This is a genomic window from Pedobacter hiemivivus, assembly GCF_005144565.1.
Taxonomy (GTDB): domain Bacteria; phylum Bacteroidota; class Bacteroidia; order Sphingobacteriales; family Sphingobacteriaceae; genus Pedobacter; species Pedobacter hiemivivus.
In genome coordinates this window covers 52,706-78,134 of sequence record NZ_SWDX01000017.1, presented here as the reverse complement: position 1 = coordinate 78,134, position 25,429 = coordinate 52,706, and the positions used below count along the sequence as shown (strand labels likewise).

Annotated in this window: 18 protein-coding genes; 16 read left to right on the top strand and 2 right to left on the bottom strand. The window is 41.1% G+C overall.

Annotated features, from left to right (window positions below; all coding sequences use genetic code 11):
• The 5 genes from FBD94_RS26070 to FBD94_RS25165 all read left to right on the top strand — a co-directional run.
• The coding region (locus tag FBD94_RS26070) for a beta strand repeat-containing protein (RefSeq protein WP_169472410.1) at nt 1-3,034 on the top strand (3,034 nt) is incomplete at its 5' end.
• 102 nt (nt 3,035-3,136) lie between these two features.
• Complete coding sequence (locus FBD94_RS25180; RefSeq protein WP_136882276.1) at nt 3,137-3,673, top strand: CBS domain-containing protein; 537 nt, start codon at nt 3,137-3,139, stop codon at nt 3,671-3,673.
• Between the two features lie 454 nt (nt 3,674-4,127).
• A complete protein-coding gene (locus FBD94_RS25175; RefSeq protein WP_136882275.1) occupies nt 4,128-4,343 on the top strand; it encodes a helix-turn-helix domain-containing protein in 216 nt (71 codons plus the stop codon).
• An 82-nt stretch (nt 4,344-4,425) separates the two neighbouring features.
• Complete coding sequence (locus tag FBD94_RS25170; RefSeq protein ID WP_136882274.1) at nt 4,426-5,301, top strand: ROK family protein; 876 nt, start codon at nt 4,426-4,428, stop codon at nt 5,299-5,301.
• A gap of 2 nt (nt 5,302-5,303) precedes the next feature.
• Nucleotides 5,304-6,122 (top strand): alpha/beta hydrolase, encoded by an 819-nt coding sequence (locus FBD94_RS25165; RefSeq protein ID WP_136882273.1) that lies wholly within the window; start codon nt 5,304-5,306, stop codon nt 6,120-6,122.
• 94 nt (nt 6,123-6,216) lie between these two features.
• Here the strand turns inward: FBD94_RS25165 and ettA are convergent, their stop codons facing one another.
• Complete coding sequence (gene ettA / locus FBD94_RS25160; RefSeq protein WP_136882272.1) at nt 6,217-7,896, bottom strand: energy-dependent translational throttle protein EttA; 1,680 nt, start codon at nt 7,894-7,896, stop codon at nt 6,217-6,219.
• A 194-nt stretch (nt 7,897-8,090) separates the two neighbouring features.
• On the opposite strand from ettA, the gene FBD94_RS25155 reads away from it, so the two are divergent.
• The 11 genes from FBD94_RS25155 (at nt 8,091) to FBD94_RS25105 (ending at nt 24,286) form a co-directional block, all read left to right on the top strand.
• Entirely contained in the window at nt 8,091-8,675 is a 585-nt protein-coding gene (locus tag FBD94_RS25155; RefSeq protein WP_136882271.1) for an RNA polymerase sigma-70 factor, read from the top strand.
• Nucleotides 8,676-8,746: 71 nt separating this feature from the next.
• Nucleotides 8,747-9,937 carry a FecR family protein gene (locus FBD94_RS25150; RefSeq protein ID WP_136882270.1) on the top strand — a complete coding sequence of 397 codons (1,191 nt, stop codon included), beginning with the start codon at nt 8,747-8,749 and terminating at the stop codon, nt 9,935-9,937.
• 121 nt (nt 9,938-10,058) lie between these two features.
• Nucleotides 10,059-13,460, top strand: a complete 3,402-nt coding sequence (locus tag FBD94_RS25145; protein WP_136882269.1) for a TonB-dependent receptor — start codon at nt 10,059-10,061, stop codon at nt 13,458-13,460.
• 11 nt (nt 13,461-13,471) lie between these two features.
• Complete coding sequence (locus FBD94_RS25140) at nt 13,472-14,878, top strand: RagB/SusD family nutrient uptake outer membrane protein (protein WP_169472409.1); 1,407 nt, start codon at nt 13,472-13,474, stop codon at nt 14,876-14,878.
• A gap of 12 nt (nt 14,879-14,890) precedes the next feature.
• Nucleotides 14,891-15,382, top strand: coding sequence for a hypothetical protein (locus FBD94_RS25135; RefSeq protein ID WP_136882267.1), 492 nt, complete (start codon nt 14,891-14,893; stop codon nt 15,380-15,382).
• Nucleotides 15,383-15,399: 17 nt separating this feature from the next.
• Entirely contained in the window at nt 15,400-16,182 is a 783-nt protein-coding gene (locus FBD94_RS25130) for an SGNH/GDSL hydrolase family protein (protein WP_136882266.1), read from the top strand.
• Nucleotides 16,182-17,828 carry an FAD-dependent oxidoreductase gene (locus tag FBD94_RS25125; RefSeq protein WP_136882265.1) on the top strand — a complete coding sequence of 549 codons (1,647 nt, stop codon included), beginning with the start codon at nt 16,182-16,184 and terminating at the stop codon, nt 17,826-17,828. Before FBD94_RS25130 ends, FBD94_RS25125 begins: the two co-directional genes overlap by 1 nt.
• A 370-nt stretch (nt 17,829-18,198) precedes the next feature.
• Nucleotides 18,199-20,742, top strand: coding sequence for an ATP-dependent Clp protease ATP-binding subunit (locus tag FBD94_RS25120; protein WP_136882264.1), 2,544 nt, complete (start codon nt 18,199-18,201; stop codon nt 20,740-20,742).
• Nucleotides 20,743-20,955: 213 nt separating this feature from the next.
• Nucleotides 20,956-21,921 (top strand): formylglycine-generating enzyme family protein, encoded by a 966-nt coding sequence (locus FBD94_RS25115; protein WP_136882263.1) that lies wholly within the window; start codon nt 20,956-20,958, stop codon nt 21,919-21,921.
• A gap of 42 nt (nt 21,922-21,963) precedes the next feature.
• Nucleotides 21,964-23,283 carry a Gfo/Idh/MocA family protein gene (locus FBD94_RS25110; RefSeq protein WP_136882262.1) on the top strand — a complete coding sequence of 440 codons (1,320 nt, stop codon included), beginning with the start codon at nt 21,964-21,966 and terminating at the stop codon, nt 23,281-23,283.
• Between the two features lies 1 nt (nt 23,284).
• A complete protein-coding gene (locus FBD94_RS25105) occupies nt 23,285-24,286 on the top strand; it encodes an FAD:protein FMN transferase (protein WP_235884651.1) in 1,002 nt (333 codons plus the stop codon).
• Here the strand turns inward: FBD94_RS25105 and FBD94_RS25100 are convergent.
• Entirely contained in the window at nt 24,261-25,334 is a 1,074-nt protein-coding gene (locus FBD94_RS25100) for a PA0069 family radical SAM protein (protein WP_136882261.1), read from the bottom strand. The genes FBD94_RS25105 and FBD94_RS25100 overlap by 26 nt on opposite strands.
• Between the last annotated feature and the right edge of the window lie 95 nt (nt 25,335-25,429).

The following is a 25,429-nucleotide window of genomic DNA, read 5'->3' as shown; positions in this document are numbered from 1 at the left end:
CGGACTAGCATCAAAAGCAAATACGGTAGATGTTACCGCTGGGTTGGCTTCAAAAGCTGATCAAACGGCGGTTACGGCTGGACTTGCATTAAAGGCAGACCAGTCTGCACTTAGTAGTGCTACGGATGCTATTGCATTGAAAGCAAATACTACGGATCTTACTGCTGGGTTAGCCTTAAAAGCAAACACAACAGATCTTACTACTGGATTGGCATCTAAAGCGGACCAGACGGCACTTACTGCTGCTACGAATGCTATGGCATTGAAAGCTGATCAAAGTGCACTTAATGCTGCCACTGATGCAATCGCACTAAAAGCTAATACTACGGATCTTACTAGCGGACTAGCATCAAAAGCAAATACGGCAGATGTTACCGCTGGATTGGCATCAAAAGCTGATCAAACGGCGGTTACGGCTGGACTTGCATTAAAGGCAGACCAGTCTGCACTTAATAATGCTACTGATGCCATCGCATTGAAAGCTAATACAACTGATCTTACTGCTGGGTTAGCGTTAAAAGCAAACACAGCAGACCTTACTACTGGATTGGCATCTAAAGCAGACCAAACGGCACTTACTGCTGCTACGAATGCTATGGCATTGAAAGCTGATCAAAGTGCACTTAATGCCGCCACTGATGCTATTGCATTGAAAGCTAATACTACGGATCTTACTAGCGGACTAGCATCAAAAGCAAATACGGCAGATGTTACCGCTGGATTGGCATCAAAAGCTGATCAAACGGCGGTTACGGCTGGACTTGCATTAAAGGCAGACCAGTCTGCACTTAGTAATGCTACTGATGCCATCGCATTGAAAGCTAATACAGCAGATCTTACTACTGGGTTGGCATCTAAAGCGGACCAGACGGCACTTACTGCTGCTACGAATGCTATTGCATTGAAAGCTGATCAAAGTGCACTTAATGCTGCCACTGATGCAATCGCACTAAAAGCTAGTACAGCGGATCTTACAAACGGACTTGCCTTAAAAGCTAATGCAGCAGATCTTACTGCTGGGTTGGCATCTAAAGCTGATCAAACAGCGGTAACAGCAGGCTTGGCATTGAAGGCAGACCAGTCTGCACTTAATGCCGCCACTGATGCGATTGCACTAAAAGCAAATACTACGGATCTAACTAGCGGGCTTGCATTGAAAGCGGACCAAGCAGCAGTTACCGCTGGACTTGCTTTAAAGGCAGATCAAACAGCACTTACAGCTGGCTTCGCTTTAAAAGCACCGTTAATTTCGCCAACATTTACAACACCTAATCTTGGAGTAGCAACATCTAGTTCAATAAACAAAGTTACCTTAACCGCTCCTGCAACAGGGGCTACAATCACAGTCTTAGATGGTAAAACATTGACTTCAAATAACAGTTTAACTTTTTCTGGTACAGATGGCTCAGTTTTGAATATTGGAGCTGGTGGGATTTTGGGCTCGAATGCTTACACGAGTACTTCATATGCTCCATTAGCTTCTCCAACGTTTACGGGTACAGTAAGTGGTATTAGTGCTGGAATGGTAGGATTGGGTAATGTTAATAATACTAGTGATGCTGCCAAACCTGTATCAACAGCTACCCAAACAGCGCTGGATTTAAAAGCACCAATAGCTTCACCGACTTTTACTGGTACGGTTACACTTCCTGCCACAACAGTTGGTGTGACCCAGACTGCTGCAGATAACAGTACGAAAATTGCCACCACTGCTTATGCTGATGCAGCAGCTGGTACCGCATCAGCAGGGAAACAAGGTACGTTAACCAACTCTGCCGGACTGGCAGCAGCATTATCGGACGAGACTGGTACAGGACTTGCTGTTTTTGCAAATTCCCCAACATTTACAACGCCTAATCTTGGTGTGGCTACTGCGACAACAGTAAATAAAGTCACCATAAGCGCACCAGCCACAACAGCTTCATTAACTTTGGCTAACAATAGTTCATTAATTACAAGCGGTGCTTTTTCAACAACATTGAACTCAACGGGTGCTACAACACTTACCTTACCAACGACAGGTACATTGGCTACGCTTAATGGTACTGAGACGCTTACTAATAAAACGCTGACAACACCAGTACTGGGAGCTGCAACAGGAACAAGCCTCGTCCTAACCGGAGGAAACCTCACAGCACCGGTTTTGATATCAAATATAGCAACAGGGACAGCGCCATTTACAGTAACATCAACAACACCGGTAGCTAATTTAAGTATCGGTGGAAATGCCGCGACTGCGACCACTGCCGGTAGCGTAATGACAAACGCGAATTTAACTGGAGTAGTAGCCTCAGTAGGCAATGCTACTTCTATTGCAAACGGCGCGATAACAAACGCAATGTTAGCCAATACATCTGTAGCAAATTTATCGGGAACAAATACAGGAGACCAAACTGCAACTACGCTTCCTAATACACCTGCGGGAACTATAGCAGCAACTAATGTTCAGGCAGCTATCAACGAGCTTGATAACGAAGTGGTACTAAAGGCTCCGCTTGCTTCGCCAGCTCTTACGGGGGTTCCAACTGCAGTAACCGCTGCATTTGGAACTAACACCGCTCAACTGGCTACAACGGAATTTGTACAGGCGGAAGGACCGACATATGCAAGGGTTGCTGCTGCAAATGTAACAACTACTAGTACAAGTCTGGTGGATATAACAGGCTTGTCACTGGCTTTAGCTGCTAACGCAACCTATGAGTTTGAAGCAGTTTTATCAACTTCTACCACTGCAGTTACTACCGGTATAAATTACGGCGTGAATCTAAGCAATACTACCGGCGCATCTATAGAAGCTCAGATTACAGGTTCGAGTACAAGTACCGCTTCAAAAACTCTACGAATAAATGCATTTAATACTGCAACATCATCTCCATTTTTAGCGACATCAAACCAGACAGGTGGCGTTGTAATAAAAGGTATTGTTGTGACAGGTAGTACGGCTCCAACACTAACTATTAAACATTTAAAGGTTTCAAGTGGAACGAGTACAGTATTCCCAAACAGCTTTTTAAAAGTAACCAGAGTGCAATAGTAACTTATAGATTTAATTACTTGTATTAGTTCAGGTCTATTCGACATTAATTTTGATGCAAGGTATAGTAGTAACATTAAATAGAAAACAGGTACAATTAAAATGGATGTTGAAGAATTAAAACAACAGATAATTTTAAAAACGGGTTTAACCAATATTACACCCCGTGACTGCAGGCATATTGCCGTAGAGATCCAGGAGTCTTTGAACAAAAGGATCAGTGTAACAACTTTAAAAAGAGTGTTTGGTTTTGCCAAAAGCTCATACTGTCTGTCTAAATATACTATTGCTACGCTAAATGACTATGTCGATCAGCTTGTTTCGCTTTCACCATTGGGAATAGCCCATAATCCACAGGTCTGTTCTTTTATCCTTGATCAGGGATCTTATCTTTTTGAATTAAATGACGAAATGGGACTACATCCGCAACAACTGGTACTTGATGCAATTGATACACTCCTTAAAAAGACCCAGGAAAATTTGCCTGTTATAACTAATGGCAAATGTATTGGCATCGTTTACCTTAAAGATTTGATTAGCTTTTTAGCTAGTAACGATAAAATGTATGGTACACTCTGTCATAAGTTTAATTTTAGTCTAAAAACCGCAATTGATATGCTAAAGGATAACCGTTCATAAAACAACAATCAATTCCGATTTTTCAATAAGGTTTCTATACAGGAAAACCGACAAAATGTGCGATACGGAGTTTTTTATACAGCCTTTATAGCTGAAGTAAATTGGAATCATTATATTTGTTATTATCTATATCGCAGCAACTCTAATCTTGGAGATTTGAATTGTGATATATAGGCGTCATTCCTGACGCCGTTTTAGGAAAATTTTCGGGTCTGCATTAGGGTTGTAGGATTGCTGTATCTCGCTCCTTTACAAAGTCGTTATTGCGCCGAGTTCGGTTCGTCTCGGGCTCGTCTTTGTTCGACAAAATCCAATTGAAACATAATCCCCAGACGAGCAGTAGTAAAGTCGCATTAAGAAGTGCTAACCAGCCTGCAAAGGGCCTGAAAAAAAATCGAAAAAGTATTGCTTATCTTGCTGGTTATCTGCTTAAATCCAAATTAAATTGAACAATATGAAATTGACATTGGGAGAGAAATTTACGTTTTTAAGGCAAAATGCTAAAAGAACGAAAAAGGAAATAGCTGAGTGTTTAAACCTGGCTTTGAGTACGTATGTAAAAATCGAAGATGACTTTGTGTATCCTGCTGATACTTTGATTAAGAAAACAGCAAAATTATATGAATTGACCTATGATGAACTCCTAGCCCTTGGGGAAGAAAGCGAATAGTTTAAAAAACTTTGGAAAACATTTTAATAAAGCGGTTTAAATACCTTTATTTGAATAACCTAAACCAAATTTAACTGAGCTCATGAACCTTAATACAGCTTTGATTCCTTTTATCGGCGTAGATATTGGCGGTTCGCACATTACGGCTGCATATATAGATTCTTCCGCTTATCATATTATTCCAGATAGTTTAAAACGAGAAAGGGTGGCTTCTGAAGCATCAGCGGATATTATCGTCGACTCCTGGCTTAATGCCTTGAGCCCACTAATTGCTGGACTTCCTGTTGATCAGGTTAAAATAGGTGTCGCCATGCCCGGTCCGTTTGACTATAAAAACGGGATTGCGCTTTTTAAAAATGTAAAAAAGTATGACTCACTATATGGACTCGATATGGGGAGAATATTATCAGCTAGGTTAAACATCCCGCGTCAATCCATCATTTTTATAAATGACGCTGAAGCTTTCTTAATGGGTGAAATGGCAGCTGGTGCTGCAGCTGATGTAGGTAGAGCAATAGGCATTACATTGGGTACCGGACTTGGATCGGCCAGTAACTGTAGTGGAAAAGTGGTGGATGTAAATAGAGCTGCGCTACCTTTTCTTGAGCAACATGCGGAAGAGTATATATCTACCCGATGGTTTTTGACCAGATATAAGGAGCTGACAGGTAAAGAAGTGAAAAATGTAGAGGATCTGCTGAATAGCGCAACACCTGCTTTAAAGAACCAGATCTTTGATGAGTTTGCTACAAACCTGGCTAGTTTTCTCAATGATTTTATTGCGGATGAAAATCCGGAAGTACTGGTTATTGGGGGCAATATAGCGCGTACATGGGATCATTTTATGCCTCAACTGCAACAAAAAATAGTAAACAAAAACTTAATGATCAGGCAAACTGAAATGTGGGAAGATGCGGCCTTGGTTGGAGCAGCCTGTATTTGGATAAATCAACAATAACAATGAAAAAAACGCTTTTTTTAAGCTTTATAGCCTTGCTGTGTGTGCAGTTGTCACATGCTGCTAAAGTAGATACTGCACTAACCTATAGCGCAGCCATGAAGAAAAACATTAAGGCCGTAGTGATTACGCCTGATAGCTATAGCCAGGCGCAAAGTATGCCTGTAGTTTACCTGCTCCATGGTGCAGGTGATGCTTTCTCTGGTTGGATAAAAAAAGTTCCGGCGCTTCAGCAATATGCTGATGATTATCAAACGATCATTGTATGCCCAGATGGAAATGTAACCAGCTGGTATTTTGATAGTCCCATTGACCCGGAATGGAAATATGAGACTTATGTAGCTACGGAACTGGTGAATTGGATTGATAAAAATTACAAAACCATAAAAGACCGAAAGGGGAGAGCAATTACAGGCCTTAGCATGGGTGGACATGGTGCTTTATATCTTTCTTTTAAGCACCAGGATGTATTTGGTGCTGCTGGAAGTATGAGTGGTGGGGTAGACATTACGCCTTTCCCATTAAACTGGAACATTGCTAAAAGAATGGGAGATTATGATAAGAACATGCAACGTTGGAAAGACAACACCATTGTAAATATGACCTGGATGCTGGTTCCAAATCGATTGGCTTTAATTATTGATTGCGGTAAGGATGATTTCTTTTACAATGTAAATATGAAGCTGCATGAAACGTTACAGTACAGCAATATTCCCCATGATTTTATCATCAGGCCAGGTGTACACAACTGGGATTACTGGTCAAATGCCATCAAATATCAGTTGATGTATTTTAATGGGTTCTTTACTAAAAAGGGATGATTTCTGTAGGAGAAGATTCAGCAACTTTATAAATAAGAAAAGGCCGGTATCGCAATTTTTTGCAAATACCGGCCTTTTTATTTCAAGATGAAATTTACACCAGTTTTTTGTATCTGAGACGATGAGGAGTTACATCACCTAAACGCTTTTTACGGTTTTCTTCGTAATCGCTGTAGTTTCCTTCAAAGAAGTAAACCTGAGATTCGCCTTCAAAAGCAAGGATGTGCGTACAGATACGATCTAAGAACCATCTATCGTGACTAATCACAACTGCACAGCCACCAAAGTTTTCAAGTGCTTCTTCCAATGCTCTTAACGTGTTTACGTCAATATCATTGGTTGGCTCATCCAGTAACAATACGTTTGCCCCCTTTTTTAACGTAATGGCCAGGTGTACCCTGTTGCGTTCACCACCTGAAAGGATACCAACTTTTTTCTGTTGATCCCCACCATTGAAGTTGAATTTAGAAACATAGGCCCTTCCACTTACTGGTTTATTACCCAGTTGAATGTTGTCCAGTCCATCGGTAATGTTTTCGTATACTGTTTTTTCAGGGTCTAAATCATTGTGCATTTGATCCACATAACCCAATGCTACGGTTTCTCCAACGCGGAAGGTCCCGGTGTCAGGTGTTTCTTGCTGTGTGATCAATCTAAAAAGCGTGGTTTTACCTGCTCCATTCGGGCCAATAATACCCACAATGCCCGCTGGAGGTAAAGAGAAGCTTAGATTTTCGAACAATAGCTTGTCGCCATATGCTTTTGTTACATTGTTGGCTTCAATAACTACATTACCCAGTCTTGGTCCTGCCGGAATAAATAACTCCAGTTTGTCTTCTCTTTCTTTGCCGTCTTCCGAAGCCAGCTTGTCATAATTAGATAGACGGGCTTTAGATTTTGCATGTCTGGCTTTTGGTGCCATACGTACCCATTCCAGCTCGCGTTCCAGTGTTTTCTGGCGTTTGCTTTCTGTTTTTTCTTCCTGCGCCAAACGTTTAGCTTTTTGCTCTAACCAGGATGAGTAATTCCCTTTCCATGGAATACCTTCACCTCTGTCTAGTTCAAGGATCCATCCAGCTACGTTATCCAGGAAGTACCTATCGTGAGTTACCGCAATAACGGTTCCTTTGTAATTCTTTAAAAACTGCTCTAACCAGTCGATACTTTCAGCGTCCAAGTGGTTGGTAGGCTCATCCAATAACAATACATCTGGCTCCTGTAGTAATAAACGACACATGGCTACACGTCTACGTTCTCCTCCAGATAATACACCGATTTTTGTTTCAGGATCAGGGCAGCGTAAGGCGTCCATTGCACGTTCCAATTTAGAATCCAATTCCCAGGCATTAACGGCATCAATTTTATCTTGAAGCTCACCTTGGCGCGCCATCAATTTATCCATCTTATCCGCATCAGAATAATTTTCCTCTAAACCGAATGCTTCATTAACTTCTTCGTATTCTTTTAGGATGGCTGTAATTTCGGCCACACCTTCTTCAACTACTTCCCTTACAGTTTTGTTCTCATCCAGTATTGGCTCTTGTGCAAGATAACCAACAGTATAACCTGGAGAAAAAACAACTTCTCCCTGAAAGGATTTATCAAGACCTGCGATGATCTTTAAGAGAGAAGATTTTCCTGAACCATTTAAACCAATTACACCAATTTTGGCGCCGTAAAAAAAGGACAGGTAAATATTTTTTAAAACTTGCTTCTGGGGCGGGTAAATCTTATTTACGCCCGCCATTGAAAATATGATCTTTTCGTCTGACATCTTTATTTCGTATATTAGTTGGGTTTTAAGAACCCTCTATTTACAGCAAAGATAAGAAAGGTAAACAAGGAACAAAGTGGTGCATAAGATAATCTATTAATAGATCCTGACTTTGTTTAGTTACCGAGTTTATGTACTATTGTGTAGTAGACCAAACAGATTAAACCATTGTATGAGCCAGCCTGGCAGATAGTATGAAAATTATAGATGATAACGACCGTGATCTATTGCTTCTTATCAGTGAAGGAGATGAAGCGGCTTTCAAGCAGCTTTTTGAAAAATATAACGGAAGGCTTCATTCCTATCTGCTTAAAGTAACTAAATCCCGGGAAAGCTCAGAGGAAATTGTAATGGACGTTTTTCTAAAGCTCTGGCATAGCAGAAGTATATTAACCGAGATCAATAATTTTTCGTCATTTCTTTTTAAGGTCGCCAGGAATAAGGCTTTTGATTTTCTACGCTTAGCTTCGAAAGATAAAATCCTGAGAGAGCTGATCTGGACCGAGATCGAAGCGGCAGACAATAGTAGTTCTGATGATAAACTGTATCTTGATGAATTGGAGAGTCAGTTAGATCAGGTGGTTAATAAGTTACCCTATAAAAGACAATTTGTATACCGTCTAAGCCGGGAGCAGCATATGACTTATGATCAGATTGCAACACATTTAAATATTTCAAAAGCTACAGTTAAGAATCATATTCTGGATGCATTAAGCTTTATCAGACTGCATATTTCCGCAAATTCTGACCTGATTATTCTGGTTGTTATATTTTTTTAAAATAATTCATAGCAGAGTAGGCCTCCCCTTGTTTTTTTTCGTCTTTGTATTTAGAACCAAATACAAAATGTATGTCTGAAGGAAATAAGCTATCCTTTTTACTAGCGCGTTATCTAGATAACTCCTGCACAGCAGCGCAGTTTAATGAATTGTTTGCGCTGATTGAAAAAGATGAAAAAAAGGAAGAACTGCTATTACTGTTGAAGGAGCATTGGATCAGCGAATCACAAGTCCAGCAGCATACGGAAGGCGATTGGGAACGCATGCACCAAAAGATGATGACGCAACCGGATGCAGGCTATGGGGATAAAAACCAAAAAAACCTTTTATATAGAAGAATTGCTATAGCCGCATCGGTATTGATCGCCTTAAGTGTAGGACTTTTGTTCTTTATGAACAAGCCGGGAAAGCAGCAGATTGTTCAGCAGTCGGTGTCGGTAAAATCAGAACAATTGGCACCTGGTGGAAACAAAGCGACTCTTACGTTGGCTGACGGTAAAAAAATTACCCTTGATGATAAAGCAAATGGCACAATACTTAGTCAGGCCGGAATCCAGATTACCAAAAAAGCGGATGGTAAACTCGTGTACAAATTGGATGAAGTGAAGGGGAAGGCCAATCAGCTGAATTTATTCAACACAATAGAAACACCTAGAGGTGGGCAGTATGAAATTACCATGCCTGATGGCACCAAGGTGTGGCTAAATGCCATGTCGTCCTTAAAATACCCACTGGTTTTTGATAAAAATGAGCGAAAAGTTTTGCTGAAAGGAGAGGCTTATTTCGAAGTTGCCAAACAAAAAGACGCTCCTTTTAAGGTAGTTACTGATTTGCAGGAGATCAGGGTATTGGGTACTCATTTTAATGTGAATGCTTATGATAATGAAAACAGCACTCGGACGACATTGTTGGAAGGTGCTGTGAAAGTATGGGTAAAAGGAAATTTGACTGCTTTAAAGCCCGGTCAGCAAGCTGTATTGAAAGCTGCCCACGTTGATGTACTGGAAGTAGATACGGAAATTGCAGTAGCCTGGAAGAACGGCACTTTTAACTTTAACCGCGAAAGCCTGGAAAGCATTATGCGCCAGGTATCCAGGTGGTATGATGTAGATATAATTTATCAGGATGAAGCGAGTAGGAAACTGGTGCTGAGTGGAAGTGTTTCCAAGTTTGAAAATGCAAGAGAACTCCTTCAGGTATTGTCACTCACGAAATTAGTTCAGTTTAGAATCGAAGGAAGGAGGATTATCGTTATGCAATAGTCTTTACAACCACATCACGATAATTAAAATAATCCAGGAGTGCTCTAACACTCCCGGATGTAAGTTTTGATTATTACAAAATTGCTAGTACAATAAATTATCAACCAAAACAACCAAATATATGACTTTTTATGACCTTATCAGGCATGGTCGCTCTGCTATTTTGTCTGACCAACTAATGCGTGTGATGAAACTTACCACGATTTTAATCTTAGTGTTCCTGGTCCATGCTTCTGCAGCTGTGCTGGGGCAAAGGATTACACTTCATAAGGATGGAAAATCTCTGAAGCAGATCTTTAAAAGTATAAAGAAACAGACGGGCTATAATGTAGTCTGGCCCCCCGATAAAATTAATGAGGAGGCTGTGTTGAATCTTTCTATGAATAATATACCTCTTGATGAGGCCTTGAGGACGATTCTTGATCTGCAGAACCTAGGCTATGCCATCAGAGGTAAAAACATTGTAGTCTTTATGAAAGACAGGCCAAGGTTGTATAACACTGCCGATACCACAAAGCTGGTTACCGGTAAGGTAACCGATACAAAAGGTATGGCTATGCCGGGAATTACCGTTAAACACAAACAAGGATCAGCCGTGGTGACTACCAATCAGAATGGTGATTATACCATTAGGATTCCGGAGAAAGGCACGCTTGTATTTTCTTACATTGGTTTTACCCCCCAGGAGATCGCTACATCGGGCAAAACTCAGATCAATTTGCAACTGGTGGAGCAAGAGCAAGGGCTCTCTGAAATTGTGGTGGTAGGTTATGGTACACAAAAGAAAAAGGATTTACTCTCTGCGGTATCTTCGATAAAAGGAAGAGAAATAGAAAATCTTCCTGTATCTACGCCTCAATCATTGATTCAGGGCCGGGCATCCGGTGTGCAGGTGGTGCAAAATTCCGGGGCCCCGGGTAGTGCGGTTACTCTGAGAATAAGAGGTACTACGTCTATCAACGCAGGTAATGATCCGCTATATATTGTGGATGGGGTACCTGTGGAATCAGGATCATTAACTGGTTACAATGGGAGGGGAGGAACACCACCTTCAGCTTTGTCGGCCATCAATGCCGATGATATTGAATCTATGGAAATTCTGAAAGATGCCGGAGCTTTGGCCATTTATGGTTCAAGGGCGGCAAATGGTGTGGTATTAATAACTACGAAAAGAGGAAGCAAAGGAGCTACTACCTATAACTTGAGCTATTATAGAGGTGTGCAAAAAGACAATGAAAACACCAGGCCAAAAATGTTGAACAGCATACAGTCGCTTGAATTAATCCAGGAACAGCGTGCAAATGCAATTAATGATGGCATTACTTCTTTATATAGTTTTATTTTGCCGGATAACTCTGGTAATCTGGCTAATACCGACTGGCAGGACGCCATTTTAAGAAGCGCTCCGATATCAAATTATGAACTGGCGATAAGAGGAGGGGAAAATAAGCTTCGTTTTGCGCTGAGTGGCAACTATTTTGACCAGGAGGGTATCATCATTAATTCTGGTTATCAAAGGGGCGGCGGCAGACTGAATTTGGACTATGATGCGACAGACAAGTTGAAGTTCGGTTCTAATCTGTCGGTAACAAGATACCTGAATAAGCGTGCATCCACTGATGATGGCGGTTTATCACTGATTCAGGTGGCTTTAAAAAAATCTCCGGCTATGCCGCTTTATAATCCAGATGGTACATTGTACAATGACGATGTATCTGGTTTTATAAACCCGGTTGCTTATGCACAGCGTGTAAAGTATGAGAATCAGGTTACTTCTTTGCTGGGAAATGTTTACGGGGAATTCGAAATCATTTCAGGATTGAGATTGAGATCTACTCTGGGTGTGAACTACGCTTCTGTACTGGATACTTTTTTTGAACCTTCTAATGCTATGCGTAATGGTGTGTCATCTGGTTTTGGTTTTTCATCAAATGTGACCGGATGGGTAAATGAGAATACGCTAAATTACGCTAAAGCCATTGGAAAGCACCAACTTACCGGACTATTGGGCTACAGTCAGCAAAAAAGACGATCTTTTGGACTACAAGCTTCGGGTAATATATTTGCAAGTGATAACATTTATACACTTAATAAAGCTTCTACACCAACTGGGGTCTCATCAAGTGTAGCAGCAAATGGTTTGTCTTCTGCATTTGCCAGAGTTGGATATTCATTTGCAGATAAATATCTTCTGGAAGCAACTGCCCGTCGTGATGGCTCCTCAAGATTTGGTACAAATAAGCAATATGCTATGTTTCCGGCGATATCAGCAGCCTGGAGAATCAGTAATGAATCTTTTTGGTCAGGCATATCTGCTGTGAATGATCTGAAACTTCGTGCGAGTATGGGAAGGACGGGAAACCAGGCCATAGGCGATTATACTGCACAAGGTGAGTATAGTACTGATTCGAAATATCTGGGACAAAGTGGTGCATACCTTGAAACGATACCTAACCCTGATCTAACCTGGGAAACGACCGATCAATATAACGTCGGGTTGGATATCTCTATGTTTAATTCAAGGGTTACGCTAACGACAGATGTATACTTAAAGAAAACCTCAAACTTACTGTTAAAAGTCCCTTTGCCACGTACAACAGGTTTTGCTTCTGTCCTTCAGAATGTGGGCGCTACGGAAAACAGAGGTCTGGAATTTACGCTGGATACCAGAAATATAGAAAGTGAAAAGTTCACATGGAATTCCAATTTTAATATCTCCTTTAATAAAAACAAAGTCGTTAGCTTGAATTCCGGTGCAAATCAAATTCTTTTTCAAAAAGGCGCTGGATTGACTGGTTCTTTGGTTTCTTATTCTGTATTAAGAGTAGGGGAACCTATAGGCAGCTTTTTCGGCTGGCAGTCCAATGGAGTATACCAGTATACAACCGACAATACTACCGGATTAACCTCCACCAGTATTGGGGCTACCAATTATGTGTTTAAGGGCGGTGATCTGATCTTTTCTAATCTAAATGGTAACAACACTATAGATGATGGGGACAGGACGATTATCGGTTCTGCGCTTCCAAAGTTTACCGGAGGATTCAACAACTCTTTTACTTATCAGAATTTTGATCTGAATATCCTGACTACGTTTGTTTACGGGAATGATGTGGTTAACGGAAGCCGTTTTACCGTAGAAAGTGACGGCCGGTTTAGCGGCAGTCTGGATATGCTCAGAAGGTGGAGAGCTGAAGGTGATGTAACCGATATTCCACGTGCTAACCATGCCGATCCTGCCGGAAACAAAAGGTTCTCTAACCGCTGGATTGAAGACGGTTCTTATTTAAGATTTAAAATAGTTACACTGGGCTACAAGCTCCCTGCAACACTCTTTAATAAAACTCCTATCAAAAATATCAGGGTATATGCCACTGTGCAAAATCTCTTTACCATTACTAATTATACCGGATATGACCCTGAAGCCAGTTCTCTTGGCAGTGAAGTCACCGATATCGGTATTGACCAGGGAACTTATCCTCAGTATAGGACATTCATGTTTGGTTTAAGTGTTGGATTCTAAAAATTATGACCATGAAAAAGTTTAAAATAAAATATTTACTGGGGCTGCTATTGGTTTTTGCAGGAATGGGTTGTGAGAAAGTAACCACCCAGGTTCCTGAAAGTTTAATTACCAGTTCCAATTTCTTTAAAACTGCCTCCGATGCAGATATTGCCATCAATGGTTGTTATGACGCATTACAAAAAAATGCGCTGAATTATATCATATGGGGTGATGGTCGTACTGATGTTTTCGCCAATACCGACAGAACATTGTCTGATGACTTGCAGGTGACGAGTGGTAATGTAGGCTCGGGTAGCGGTTATGTGAACTGGAATTCTCTTTATCAGGGTATAAACAGAGTTAATGGCGTGCTTAAAAATGTGCCTGGAATTACAGATCCCGGATTGACTGCAAGGAAGGAAAGAATTTTGGGCGAAGCTTATTTTTTGAGGGGTCTTTTTTACTTCTATTTAGTCCGTACGTTTGAAAAAGTTCCTTTATTACTGGAGTCATTTGAAGGTCTTGGAGGGGAGCTGTTTCCTAAACAGAAAACTAGGGAAGAGGTTTTTACACAGATTGAACTGGATTTGAAGGCGGCAGAAGCAAGGGTACCGGATCTTCCTTTTGCCACTGCGATTGAAAATAAAGGACGTGCTACAAAAGGAGCGATCAGAAGTACGCTGGCTGATTTATATTTATGGCAGAAACGGTATGTGGAGGCTGCAGAGATGGCCAGACTGGTGATAGCGAGCCCGGCGAATTATAGTTTGGTACTAGGCAACAGATATGCTACTATTTTTATCGATAAAAATTCATCAGAATCGATATTCGAAATTCAGTATAACTTTACTTATCAGGAAGGTGATGAAAATCAACTGACGGATCTTTTCCTTCCTTTAGGTCAGGTTTATACAGCAGGAAACTGGAGGTTCCAGCCATCTCCTGCTGTGCTTAGTGCCCTCCCCGCCAGCGACCTAAGGACTGCGGGTACTTACCGTAATTCCGGACCCACTCCGGCTCCGTACCGCGATCCCAACCAAACTTACGTGCTGAAATATCCAGGTACCCTATCCAACAATATTTTACGGAAGGATGCGAATAGGATTGTGTACCGTCTATCTGAAATTATCTTATTCAGGGCAGAAGCTTTAAATGAACAAGGACTGACGCCGGATGCGATTACACTACTAAATCAGGTTCGTGTAAGGGCCAATATTGGCGTTACGCTGGCTACCTTGCAGGGTGATGTTCGTTTGGAAATTGAAAAAGAAAGATTAAGAGAACTGGTTTATGAAGGTAAAAGATATTACGACCTCATTAGAACCGGACGTTATGCTACGGTAACGGGAAATACCAATCCCAATTGGTTGCGCTGGCCAATCCCTGCCCAGGAACTTATTGATAACCCTAACCTGGTTCCTAATCCAGGATATTAATTTATGGAAATTATGAAAACTTTAATAGTTATTAAAATAAGCTTAATCGTTTTATTATTTGGAATTGCAGTTGTGGGATGTAAGAAAGATGAAAAGAATTATCCGGACATTCCAAATGCAGTATACATTGTAGCAAAAGTAAATACAGGACCTTATCCGGGGGCTGTAACCGCTGTAGGCAACACGGCAAGCGGATCACCTGCAGTACCGGTTGCCGGAGCCAGGGTATATGTAAATACGCCAAAGGATTATGATGTAGTGGTGAATTTTACCATATCCGGAACAGCGGTGGTTGATGTAAACTATACATTGCCTACATACACAAGTGTGAGGATTCCGGCCGGACAGTACTCCGCTGAGATTCTCATTCCTATCAAGAATGTTCCCGTGACGGTAAATAAAACAGTTATTATTACCTTGACATCCGCAAGTAATAATGTAGAGTTAGGCCTTGGATCAGTTAAAGCATATAAAAACTTTACTTACACTATAACTAAACCATAAATTCCAATTCACAAATAATGAATTATATCAACAGAAGACAAACTGTCAAGTATGTTTTAAGTGCAATTGCCGGTACTGCTTTGATGAACAGTCTGTTGCGCAACGCGTCTTTTGCGCAGGCTGCTGGTTCTCCTTTTCCTTTTAAGGGAAATGGAGAACCAGCAGTTTTTGACATCATTAATTCTGGTGTCGGGGGAAACAATACAGTGGATATGCTGAAACGTATGGAGAAGGATTGTCTGATCCATAAGCCAAAACTAACCATATTGATGGTTGGTACCAATGACATGAACAGTGTAAAGCACATACCCTTGCCGCAATATGAACAAAATCTTAAAGAGATGGTGAAACGCATTAAAGCAACGAAAAGCAAGGTGTTGATGATGACCATACTTCCTTGTTATGAGCCCGATCTGCTAACCCGTCATCCCACAGCATTTTATGAACCAGAGGGGGTGTCCGGAAGAAGAAAGCAAATCAACGATGTCGTAAAAAAAATAGCTGCGGAGCATAAAACCTATTTGCTGGATCTGGAACATCGCTTTTTGGCAATCGGCAAAATTGGTGCCGATAGGGACTCTTTAATTCAAAATCTTGCCAATACCAATAAGAGGGATGGGATTCACCCTACAGTAAACGGATATCGATTTATCGGTTTAACAGTTTACGATTTCATAACTGACCATAAATTGCCGGCTTCGGGCATTGTCTGTTTTGGTGACAGTATCACGAAAGGGGACGGCTCTGTTGATAAAGACAGTTATCCTGGTTTTTTAAGTAAATTGTTAAATACTAAGTAATGAGAAATAAATTCGCAGTTCTGATACTGTCTGTCGCCCTTCTGGCTAATACGGCCTGGGCTCAAAAGAAAACTTATGATGCCGATATCATCATTTATGGAGGCACCTCTGCTGCGGTAACAGCGGGTGTGCAAGCCGCAAGATTAGGGAAGTCTGTGATCCTCGTATCACCTGATGTACACCTTGGAGGTCTTTCTTCGGGCGGACTCGGCTTTACGGATACCGGAGATAAGGAGGTTATTGGTGGATTGGCAAGGGAATTTTATCACCGTGTGTTTATGCATTACAATACTGATACAGCCTGGAAGTGGCAGAAAAAGGAAGCCTACGGCAATAAAGGTCAGGGTACACCGGCAATAGACGGTGCCGACAGGACCATGTGGATATTTGAACCTCATGTGGCAGAAAAGGTGATGGAAGATTTTGTTAAGGAAAACAAGCTTACCGTGTACCGCAATGAATGGCTTAACAGGAAAAATGGCGTCAATAAAGTAAATGGAAAGATCATATCTATTACTACGCTGAGTGGGAAGAAGTTTTATGGCAAGGTGTTTATTGATGCAACCTATGAGGGTGACCTTATGGCTTCGGCCAAAGTAAGCTACCATGTAGGCAGGGAAGCCAATAGTGTGTATGGAGAAAATTGGAATGGCATCCAGACGGAAGTTTTTCAACATGGCCATCACTTTGCCAGGAAGATAGATCCTTACAAAGTGCCGGGTAATAAAGCGAGTGGTTTGCTTGCCGGAATTTCCAAGGAGGATCCAGGAATAAAGGGCGAGGGTGACAATAAATTGCAGGCTTATTGTTTCAGGATGTGTTTAACCGATCACCCAGAGAATCGGGTTGCTTTTCCAAAACCTGACGGCTATAATCCTGCAAACTACGAGCTGCTGGCCAGGGTGTTCCAAAGCGGTTGGAATGAACTATTTAATAAGTACGATCCCGTTCCAAACAGGAAGACTGACACGAATAATCACGGTCCTTTTAGTACTGATTATATTGGTGGGAATTATGCTTATCCTGAGGCTTCTTATAAGGAACGTAGAAAGATCATCAAGGATCATGAAAATTATCAGAAGGGGCTACTATATTTCATGGCAACTGATTCACGTATACCGAAGAACCTACAAGCTAAACTGAATACCTGGGGATTGGCAAAGGATGAGTTCAAAGATAATGGCAACTGGCCACATCAACTGTACATTAGGGAGGCCAGGAGGATGGTGAGTGTTTATGTGATGACAGAGCACGAAGTGTTGGGTAAAAAGGACGTGCCTAATCCGATTGGAATGGGATCTTATGCATTGGATTCGCACAATACACAGCGATATGTTACTCAGGCAGGTTTTGTACAGAACGAGGGCGATATTGGGGTTAAGGCACCTCTGCCATATAGTATTGCTTATGACGCCATAGTTCCAAAGGAACAGGAATGTGCCAACCTGTTGGTTCCGGTATGTTTATCAATCTCTCATATCGCTTTTGGGTCGGTAAGGATGGAGCCTGTATTTATGATTTTAGGCGAATCTGCGGCTACCGCTGCTGCACTGGCTATCGATGGTGGCTTAAGTGTGCAGAAAGTGCCTTATGTACAATTGGAAAAGTTGCTTTTGAACCAAAAGCAACGACTTCGTGCAAGATAATTAGATATTTATTTGGTAGCTTTATAAGAGATATACGGAGGAACCTGCCATTTTGCTAGATAAATTATTTTTGTTGGGCATTTTTGACAGGGAGGAGGAAAGAGAGATAATGATTACAATTTGTGGACAATCCAGTTTTTAGACCTTTATAATTTGTTTAATTCGGCTCCTGAGGCTTCTTAACTTTATCTATTTTAATGAGGCTTGCCGGGAATTAAGTCAGAACTTGGTAAGTTTTATGCAATAACGGCAGTTACAACATCTATTTTAGTCGCTATGGCGTAATTGTTGATAAATTAAAAAAAATACGGGTGCTCATTTATAAAACAAATTTTATAGTTTAGAGCATTCCCGAATTAGAAAGGTATATATGGAAGCTAAATTTTCACCACAAGTCAAAGATGTGATCTCCTTTAGCAGGGAAGAAGCCCTGAGATTAGGTCACGATTACATAGGGGCTGAACATCTGTTGTTAGGCCTTATTCGCGAAGGCGATGGTATGGCTATTAAGATATTAAAATCACTGGGTGTTGATACTTCAAAACTTCGTCGTTCAATAGAAGATTCAGTTAGAGGTACATCGAGTGTTACGGTTAATTTGGGAAATATTCCATTAACCAAACAAGCAGAAAAAGTATTAAAGATCACTTATCTGGAAGCAAAGATCTTCAAAAGCGATTTGATAGGTACGGAGCATTTATTGCTTTCTATCCTGCGCGATGATGATAACATTGCCTCACAGATTTTACTACAGTTTAACATCAATTACGAGATATTTAAACAGGAGGTTGAAGTGAATAAAAACGGTTTTAGAGACGAAACGCAGAATAGCGCATCAACCGGTGGTGATGATGATTATCGCGAAGAAGAAGCATTTAGCAGCCCTAAAAAGGTTTCTGATATTAAATCTAAAACTCCGGTTTTGGATAACTTTGGAAGAGATTTAACGAAAGCTGCTGAGGAAGGTCGTTTAGACCCAATTGTTGGACGTGAGAAAGAAATTGAGCGCGTGTCGCAGATTTTATCACGCCGTAAGAAAAATAACCCTATCCTGATTGGTGAGCCGGGTGTTGGTAAGTCTGCAATTGCAGAGGGATTGGCATTGCGTATCGTTCAACGTAAGGTTTCGAGAGTATTGTTTAACAAACGCGTGGTAACTTTAGACCTGGCCTCATTGGTTGCAGGCACTAAATACCGTGGACAGTTTGAAGAACGTATGAAAGCTGTGATGAACGAGCTGGAAAAATCTACGGATGTGATTCTGTTTATTGATGAGATTCATACCATTGTAGGTGCCGGTGGTGCTTCGGGTTCTTTGGATGCATCGAATATGTTTAAACCTGCTTTGGCTAGGGGCGAAATACAATGCATCGGGGCAACAACATTGGATGAGTACCGTCAGTACATTGAAAAAGATGGTGCCCTGGATCGTCGTTTCCAAAAGGTAATGATTGAGCCAGCAACTCCTGATGAAACCATCGAGATCTTGAATCGTATTAAAGAAAAATATGAAGAACACCACGGTGTAACTTATACCGATGAAGCGATCCATGCTTGTGTGGCTTTAACTTCGAGGTATATTACCGATAGATTCTTGCCAGATAAAGCTATTGATGCTCTGGATGAGGCTGGATCAAGGGTGCATTTAACTAATATTCATGTTCCTGAGAACATCATTACGATTGAGAACAAGATCGAAGAAATTAAGGTAGAGAAAAATAAGGTTGTAAAAAGCCAGAAATATGAAGAAGCTGCAAAATTAAGGGATACTGAAAAGAACCTTTTAGAAGAGCTTGATCGTGCAAAGGCAGAATGGGAAGCCGAAACCAAAACAAAACGTTATACTGTTACGGAAGATAACGTTGCTGAGGTGGTTTCGATGATGACCGGTATTCCTTTACAACGTGTTGGACAAACCGACAGTGCAAAACTGCTGAATATGTACGATACGGTGGCTACCAAAATTATTGGACAGGATGAAGCGATTAAGAAATTAACAAAAGCTATTCAGCGTACCAGAGCGGGATTAAAAGATCCTAAAAAACCAATTGGTTCGTTTATTTTCCTTGGCCCAACTGGTGTAGGTAAAACTGAATTGGCAAAAGAGCTTGCTCGTTTTATGTTTGACAGTGATGATTCGCTGATTCAGATTGATATGAGTGAGTATATGGAGAAATTTGCAGTATCACGTTTAGTGGGTGCGCCTCCGGGATATGTGGGCTATGAAGAAGGTGGACAGCTGACTGAAAAGGTACGTAGAAAACCTTACGCAGTAATTTTGCTGGATGAGATTGAGAAAGCACACCCTGATGTATTCAATATCTTATTGCAAGTATTGGATGAAGGACAGCTGACTGATAGCTTAGGTCGTAAGGTAGATTTTAGAAATACAATCATCATCATGACCTCCAACATTGGAGCACGTCAATTGAAAGACTTTGGACAAGGAGTAGGTTTCTCTACTGCTGCCAAAACAAATCAGGCAGATTCGCATTCAAGAGGAGTGATTGAGAACGCTTTGAAACGTGCTTTTGCACCTGAGTTTTTAAACCGTGTAGATGATGTAGTGGTATTCAACTCATTAGGTAAAGAAGAAATCTTTAAAATCATTGATATTGAATTGAAATCATTGTTTGGCCGTGTTCATAACTTAGGTTATGAGGTGAAGTTGACTGAGAAAGCCAAAGAATTTATTGCAGATAAAGGTTTTGATGCGAACTTTGGCGCGAGACCACTTAAACGTGCGATTCAGAAATATCTGGAAGATCCGATTGCAGAAGAAATCCTTAAAGGAGAAATTCATGAGGGTGATACGCTGGAGATTGACTATGATAAAGAAAATGATGTTATTGTGGTAGAGAATAAGAGTCCCGGTAATAAGAAGAAGAAAAAAGAAGAAGGAAGTATAGAATAATACCTAGGATGGTATAACGGAAAACCCTGATGAGCGATAAGCTGATCAGGGTTTTTTATTTGACCAGATTTTAGTCAATATTGGCAACTTAGTGTGCTTTTTACACATTTTGTGAAATTATGCGTCAGAAGATTTTGGTTATTAAGATAAATGCCTCTATTTTAGATAGAAATAGCTTAGGTTAAAATATCAATAGTATCAAAATTATTATCAATGAAGTTTAAATTATCATTGGCATTGCTCCTGATTTTATTTGCCTTTAAGGCATCTTCGCAGGAAAAGCAGGAGGCCTACACACAACAAATCAACGGCACAAAATTGAGCTTTGAAATGAAAGCTATTCCCGCTGGTGAGTTTTCGATGGGCAGTAAAAAAGGTAAAGCTGATGAACAGCCTGTTCATACGGTTAAGCTCGAGCCTTTTTGGATGGGCGCTGTCGAAGTTACCTGGGATATTTACGAGCCTTTTTTATATAAAGATTACGAAACCACACACAGTATTGGTGCAGTACCAGCCAATGTAGATGCAGTTACCCGACCAACAAAACCTTATCTGGACATGACCTTTGGCATGGGCAAGGAGAATCACCCAGCACTTGCCATGACTCATTATAATGCCATTCAATTTTGCAAATGGTTGTATGCCCGCACAGGCGAATTTTATCGCTTGCCAACGGAAGCTGAATGGGAGTATGCAAGTCGTGTAGGTAATGCAACTGAGTATGCTTTTGGCGATGATGCGACTCAATTGAAGGAATATGCCTGGTATAAAGCCAACAGCGAAGATAAAACACACCCAGTAGGACAAAAGAAGCCTAACCAATGGGGTTTGTATGATATGTATGGCAATGTAGCGGAATGGACTTACGATCAATATAAAGCGGATTTTTATGCTACAGTGAAAGGAGATAAAGCCATTAACCCGGTTTCTGTTCCTGATAAGTTGTATGCAAATGTAATTCGAGGGGGATCGTATGATGATCAGGCTAAAGAATTACGCTCAGCGGCTAGAACGGCTTCTGATCCTGTTTGGAAACAACTGGATCCTCAGATTCCTAAAAGTAATTGGTGGTTTCCAGAAGCTCCATTTATCGGTATGCGATTGGTAAGACCTGTAAAAACACCATCAAAAGCAGATATTGATGCCTATTACAACAGGGCTCCGATTGCGGATTATTAAAAGCAAAAACTCACAAACCAAAGAACCAAATATCAATCGAACATGAACAATGAAGAACTACGCGATAAACGTCGCGAATTTTTAAAAGCCTCAGCCCTGGTTGCAGGTGGAATAATGTTAAACCAGTTTGCTTTTGCAGGTGGACATTCATCAACTGATGATACCATTAAAATAGCTTTAATTGGCTGCGGAGATAGGGGTACAGGCGCTGCTTTTCAGGCTTTAAGTACGAAGCAGAATTTAAAGTTGGTAGCCATGGCTGATGCTTTTGAAGACCGATTGAACAGCAGTTATCAGAAGCTCTCGGAACGGTTTAAAGATAAAGTTGATGTACCTCAGGACCGCAGATTCGTAGGTTTTGATGGTTATGCTAAAGCAATTGCGCTTGCGGATGTGGTTTTATTGGTAACGCCTCCAGGATTTAGGCCAATGCACTTTGAAGAGGCCGTAAAACAAGGTAAACACGTGTTTATGGAGAAGCCTGTAGCTGTTGATGCGCCAGGAATCCGTAAGGTATTGGCTGCCGCTGAATTGGCGAAACAGAAAAAATTAAACGTGTTAGTTGGCTTGCAGCGCAGGTACCAAGCGAATTACAGGGAAACCTTAAAACGCATTGAGGACGGTGCTATAGGTGATATTGTTGGTGGACAGGTGTATTGGAATAGTGGTGGGGTTTGGGTAAAAAAACGTCAGCCCAACCAAACGGAAATGGAATACCAAATGCGTAACTGGTATTATTTTAACTGGTTGTGTGGGGATCACATTGTAGAACAGCACGTGCATAATATAGATATTGCCAACTGGGTTAAAAATGCTTATCCAGTTTCGATACAGGGGACAGGTAGTCGAGCCTGGAGAACCGGTAAAGATTATGGTGAGATTTACGATAATCATGCGGTAGAGCTTACTTATGCCGATGGTGCGGTGATTTATAGTCAGTGCCGCCATTATGAGGGTACTGCAAACCGGGTTGATGAAACTTTCCAGGGGACCAAAGGCCGTACTTATTTATCGGCAGGTCATAATGGTGTACTATGGGATAGTAAAGGCAAGCAAATATTTAATCACCCTACAAAGGGGAATGCTAATCCTTACCAAACTGAACATGATGAGTTGTTTGAAGCAATCAGCAAGGGACAGTTTAAATTTCAGGATGCAGAACGTGCGGCGAAGAGCTGCTTTACGGCAATAATTGGTCGGTATGCTACTTATTCTGGGCAGGTGATTAAATGGGATGATGCTTTAAAAGCGGATAACAGTTTGTTTCCGGATCAGTTGAGTTGGGATGCCAATCCAAAGCTGATGCCTGATGCAAATGGCCTTTATCCAATTCCTACTCCAGGTAAAACAAAAGTGATTTAGATTGCTTAAGTATATTTTATTGTTATTTCCCCTGCTGATCTCTTTCTTTTTTAAAGGAGAAGATCAGCAGGAATTTACCATTCGTGGGTACGCGCAGGGGACAGATTATACTGTTAAATATTTTGCCCACGATAGTGTGGTGACTAAGCGGTCGGTAGATAGTATTTTAAGTGTTATAGATTCTTCTATGTCACTTTATAAACCTTATTCATTGATCAACCAGTTCAATGAATCTCTTGAGGGACTAGATCTGGATCCTCATTTTGTTGCTGTAATGCGTAAATCTTTTGTCGTTTATAAAGCCACCAAAGGTAGGTTTGATGTAACCGTAGCTCCATTGGTGCAAGCCTGGGGTTTTGGTCCTAAGCCTATAGCGAAGTTTCCGGATAGTATGGAGGTGAAGCAGCTGCTAAATTGCATAGGCATGAATAACCTCAGTTTAAAAGGGAATCACCTTAAAAAAAGCAAAGCCTGCATAAAGATTGATCTGAATGGGATAGCTCAGGGCTATAGTGTTGACGTGGTTGCTGATTATTTAAATAAAAAAGACATTGCGTCTTTTGTGGTAGAGATAGGTGGGGAGTTGAGGATGAAGGGGCCTAAACCGGATGGCACTGCGATGCGGATTGGTATTGAAGGGCCAGCAGTATCCGTAAATGGAGAACCTGTGATCAGGCACGTTATCAGTATCAATAATGGTGCAATTACAACAGCGGGTAATTATAGAAAATATCTGCAAAAAGGAGGAAAGAGAATAGCACACCTGATTGATCCAAAAACAGGTTACCCCTTGGATAATTCTTTAATCAGCGTAACCGTTTATGCTAAAGATGCGGTTACGGCTGATGGATATGACAGCCCATTAATGGCTATGAATGTTCACGAAGCGCTTGATTTTGCATCAAAAAGAGGTCTGGAGGCCTATATCATTTACCACAAAAGCGATGGAAGTGTAGCAGATACCTTGACAAAGGGTTTTAAAAAAATGATAGTTGGACTTTAGGTACTTTGAATAGGCTAGAATCTAGTTTTATCTTTTGCTCGTTAAGGTGGTTTAAGCGGCAATGCAATTTAAAATTGTCTTTGATGAGCTTGGCAATATTACCATCACCCCTCATTCTGTCGCCAAACCTGCTATCATTCACATTCCCACCATGGCAGGATTGAATCATATGCCATACCTTTTCAAAGCGGTCAGGATAGTTTTTACGCAGCCAGTCTTCAAATATTCCACCAATGGCACCATTTAGCCTCACTACTGTATAACCTGCCGCTATGGCTCCGCAATTGGCAATGGTTTTTAAAATAGCAGGGATTTCGTGATCACTTAGTCCCGGTACCAGCGGAGCAACCATTACACCCATAGGAATCCCAGCATTACTCAATTGTTCAACAATCTTTAAACGTTGCTTTGCGGTGGTGGTACGGGGCTCCATTTTCTGGCGCAATTGCTCATTTAAGCTATTAATGGAAACGTATACCATGCAGAGGTTTTGCTTAGCTAGCTCAGTCAGTAGATCTATGTCTCTTAATATCAATGCGTTTTTGGTGATCATCCCGATAGGTTGCCTGTATTCCAGTGCAATTTCGAGCAGCTGCCTGGTAATTCTGAATTTCCTTTCAGCAGGTTGATAACAATCTGTATTGCCGGATAGGGAAATGACTGAGGCATCCCAGGCTTTACGTTCCAGGAACTTTTTAAATAAAGCTGGCGCATCTGTTTTTACGATGATCTTGCGCTCAAAATCGAGTCCGGCACTGAAGCCCCAATATTCATGTGCATTGCGCGCATAGCAATAGGTGCAGCCGTGTTCACACCCCTGATAAGGGTTTAAGGAATAGGCCATGCCTACATCCGGGCTGTCTACTTTGTTAACGATGGATTTAGATTTTCCGAGGATAAAAGTAGTCTTATGATCTTCCTCCTCCCAATCGTCAATTCCCTCATCATGCTCTTTTACATAGTCGTTTTTGGCGAAACGGTTGTGCGGATTAAACTGTGCACCGCGCCCTTTAACGTAATTGTCCGGTTTTTCCTCGTCTAAATTCATTAGCTAAAATTACTAATATTATTAGCAATAAGCAAGGCGTGATTTAGAATTTAAAAGAGGCTGTCTAAAAAGGTACGTAGAAAAATAGCACATTT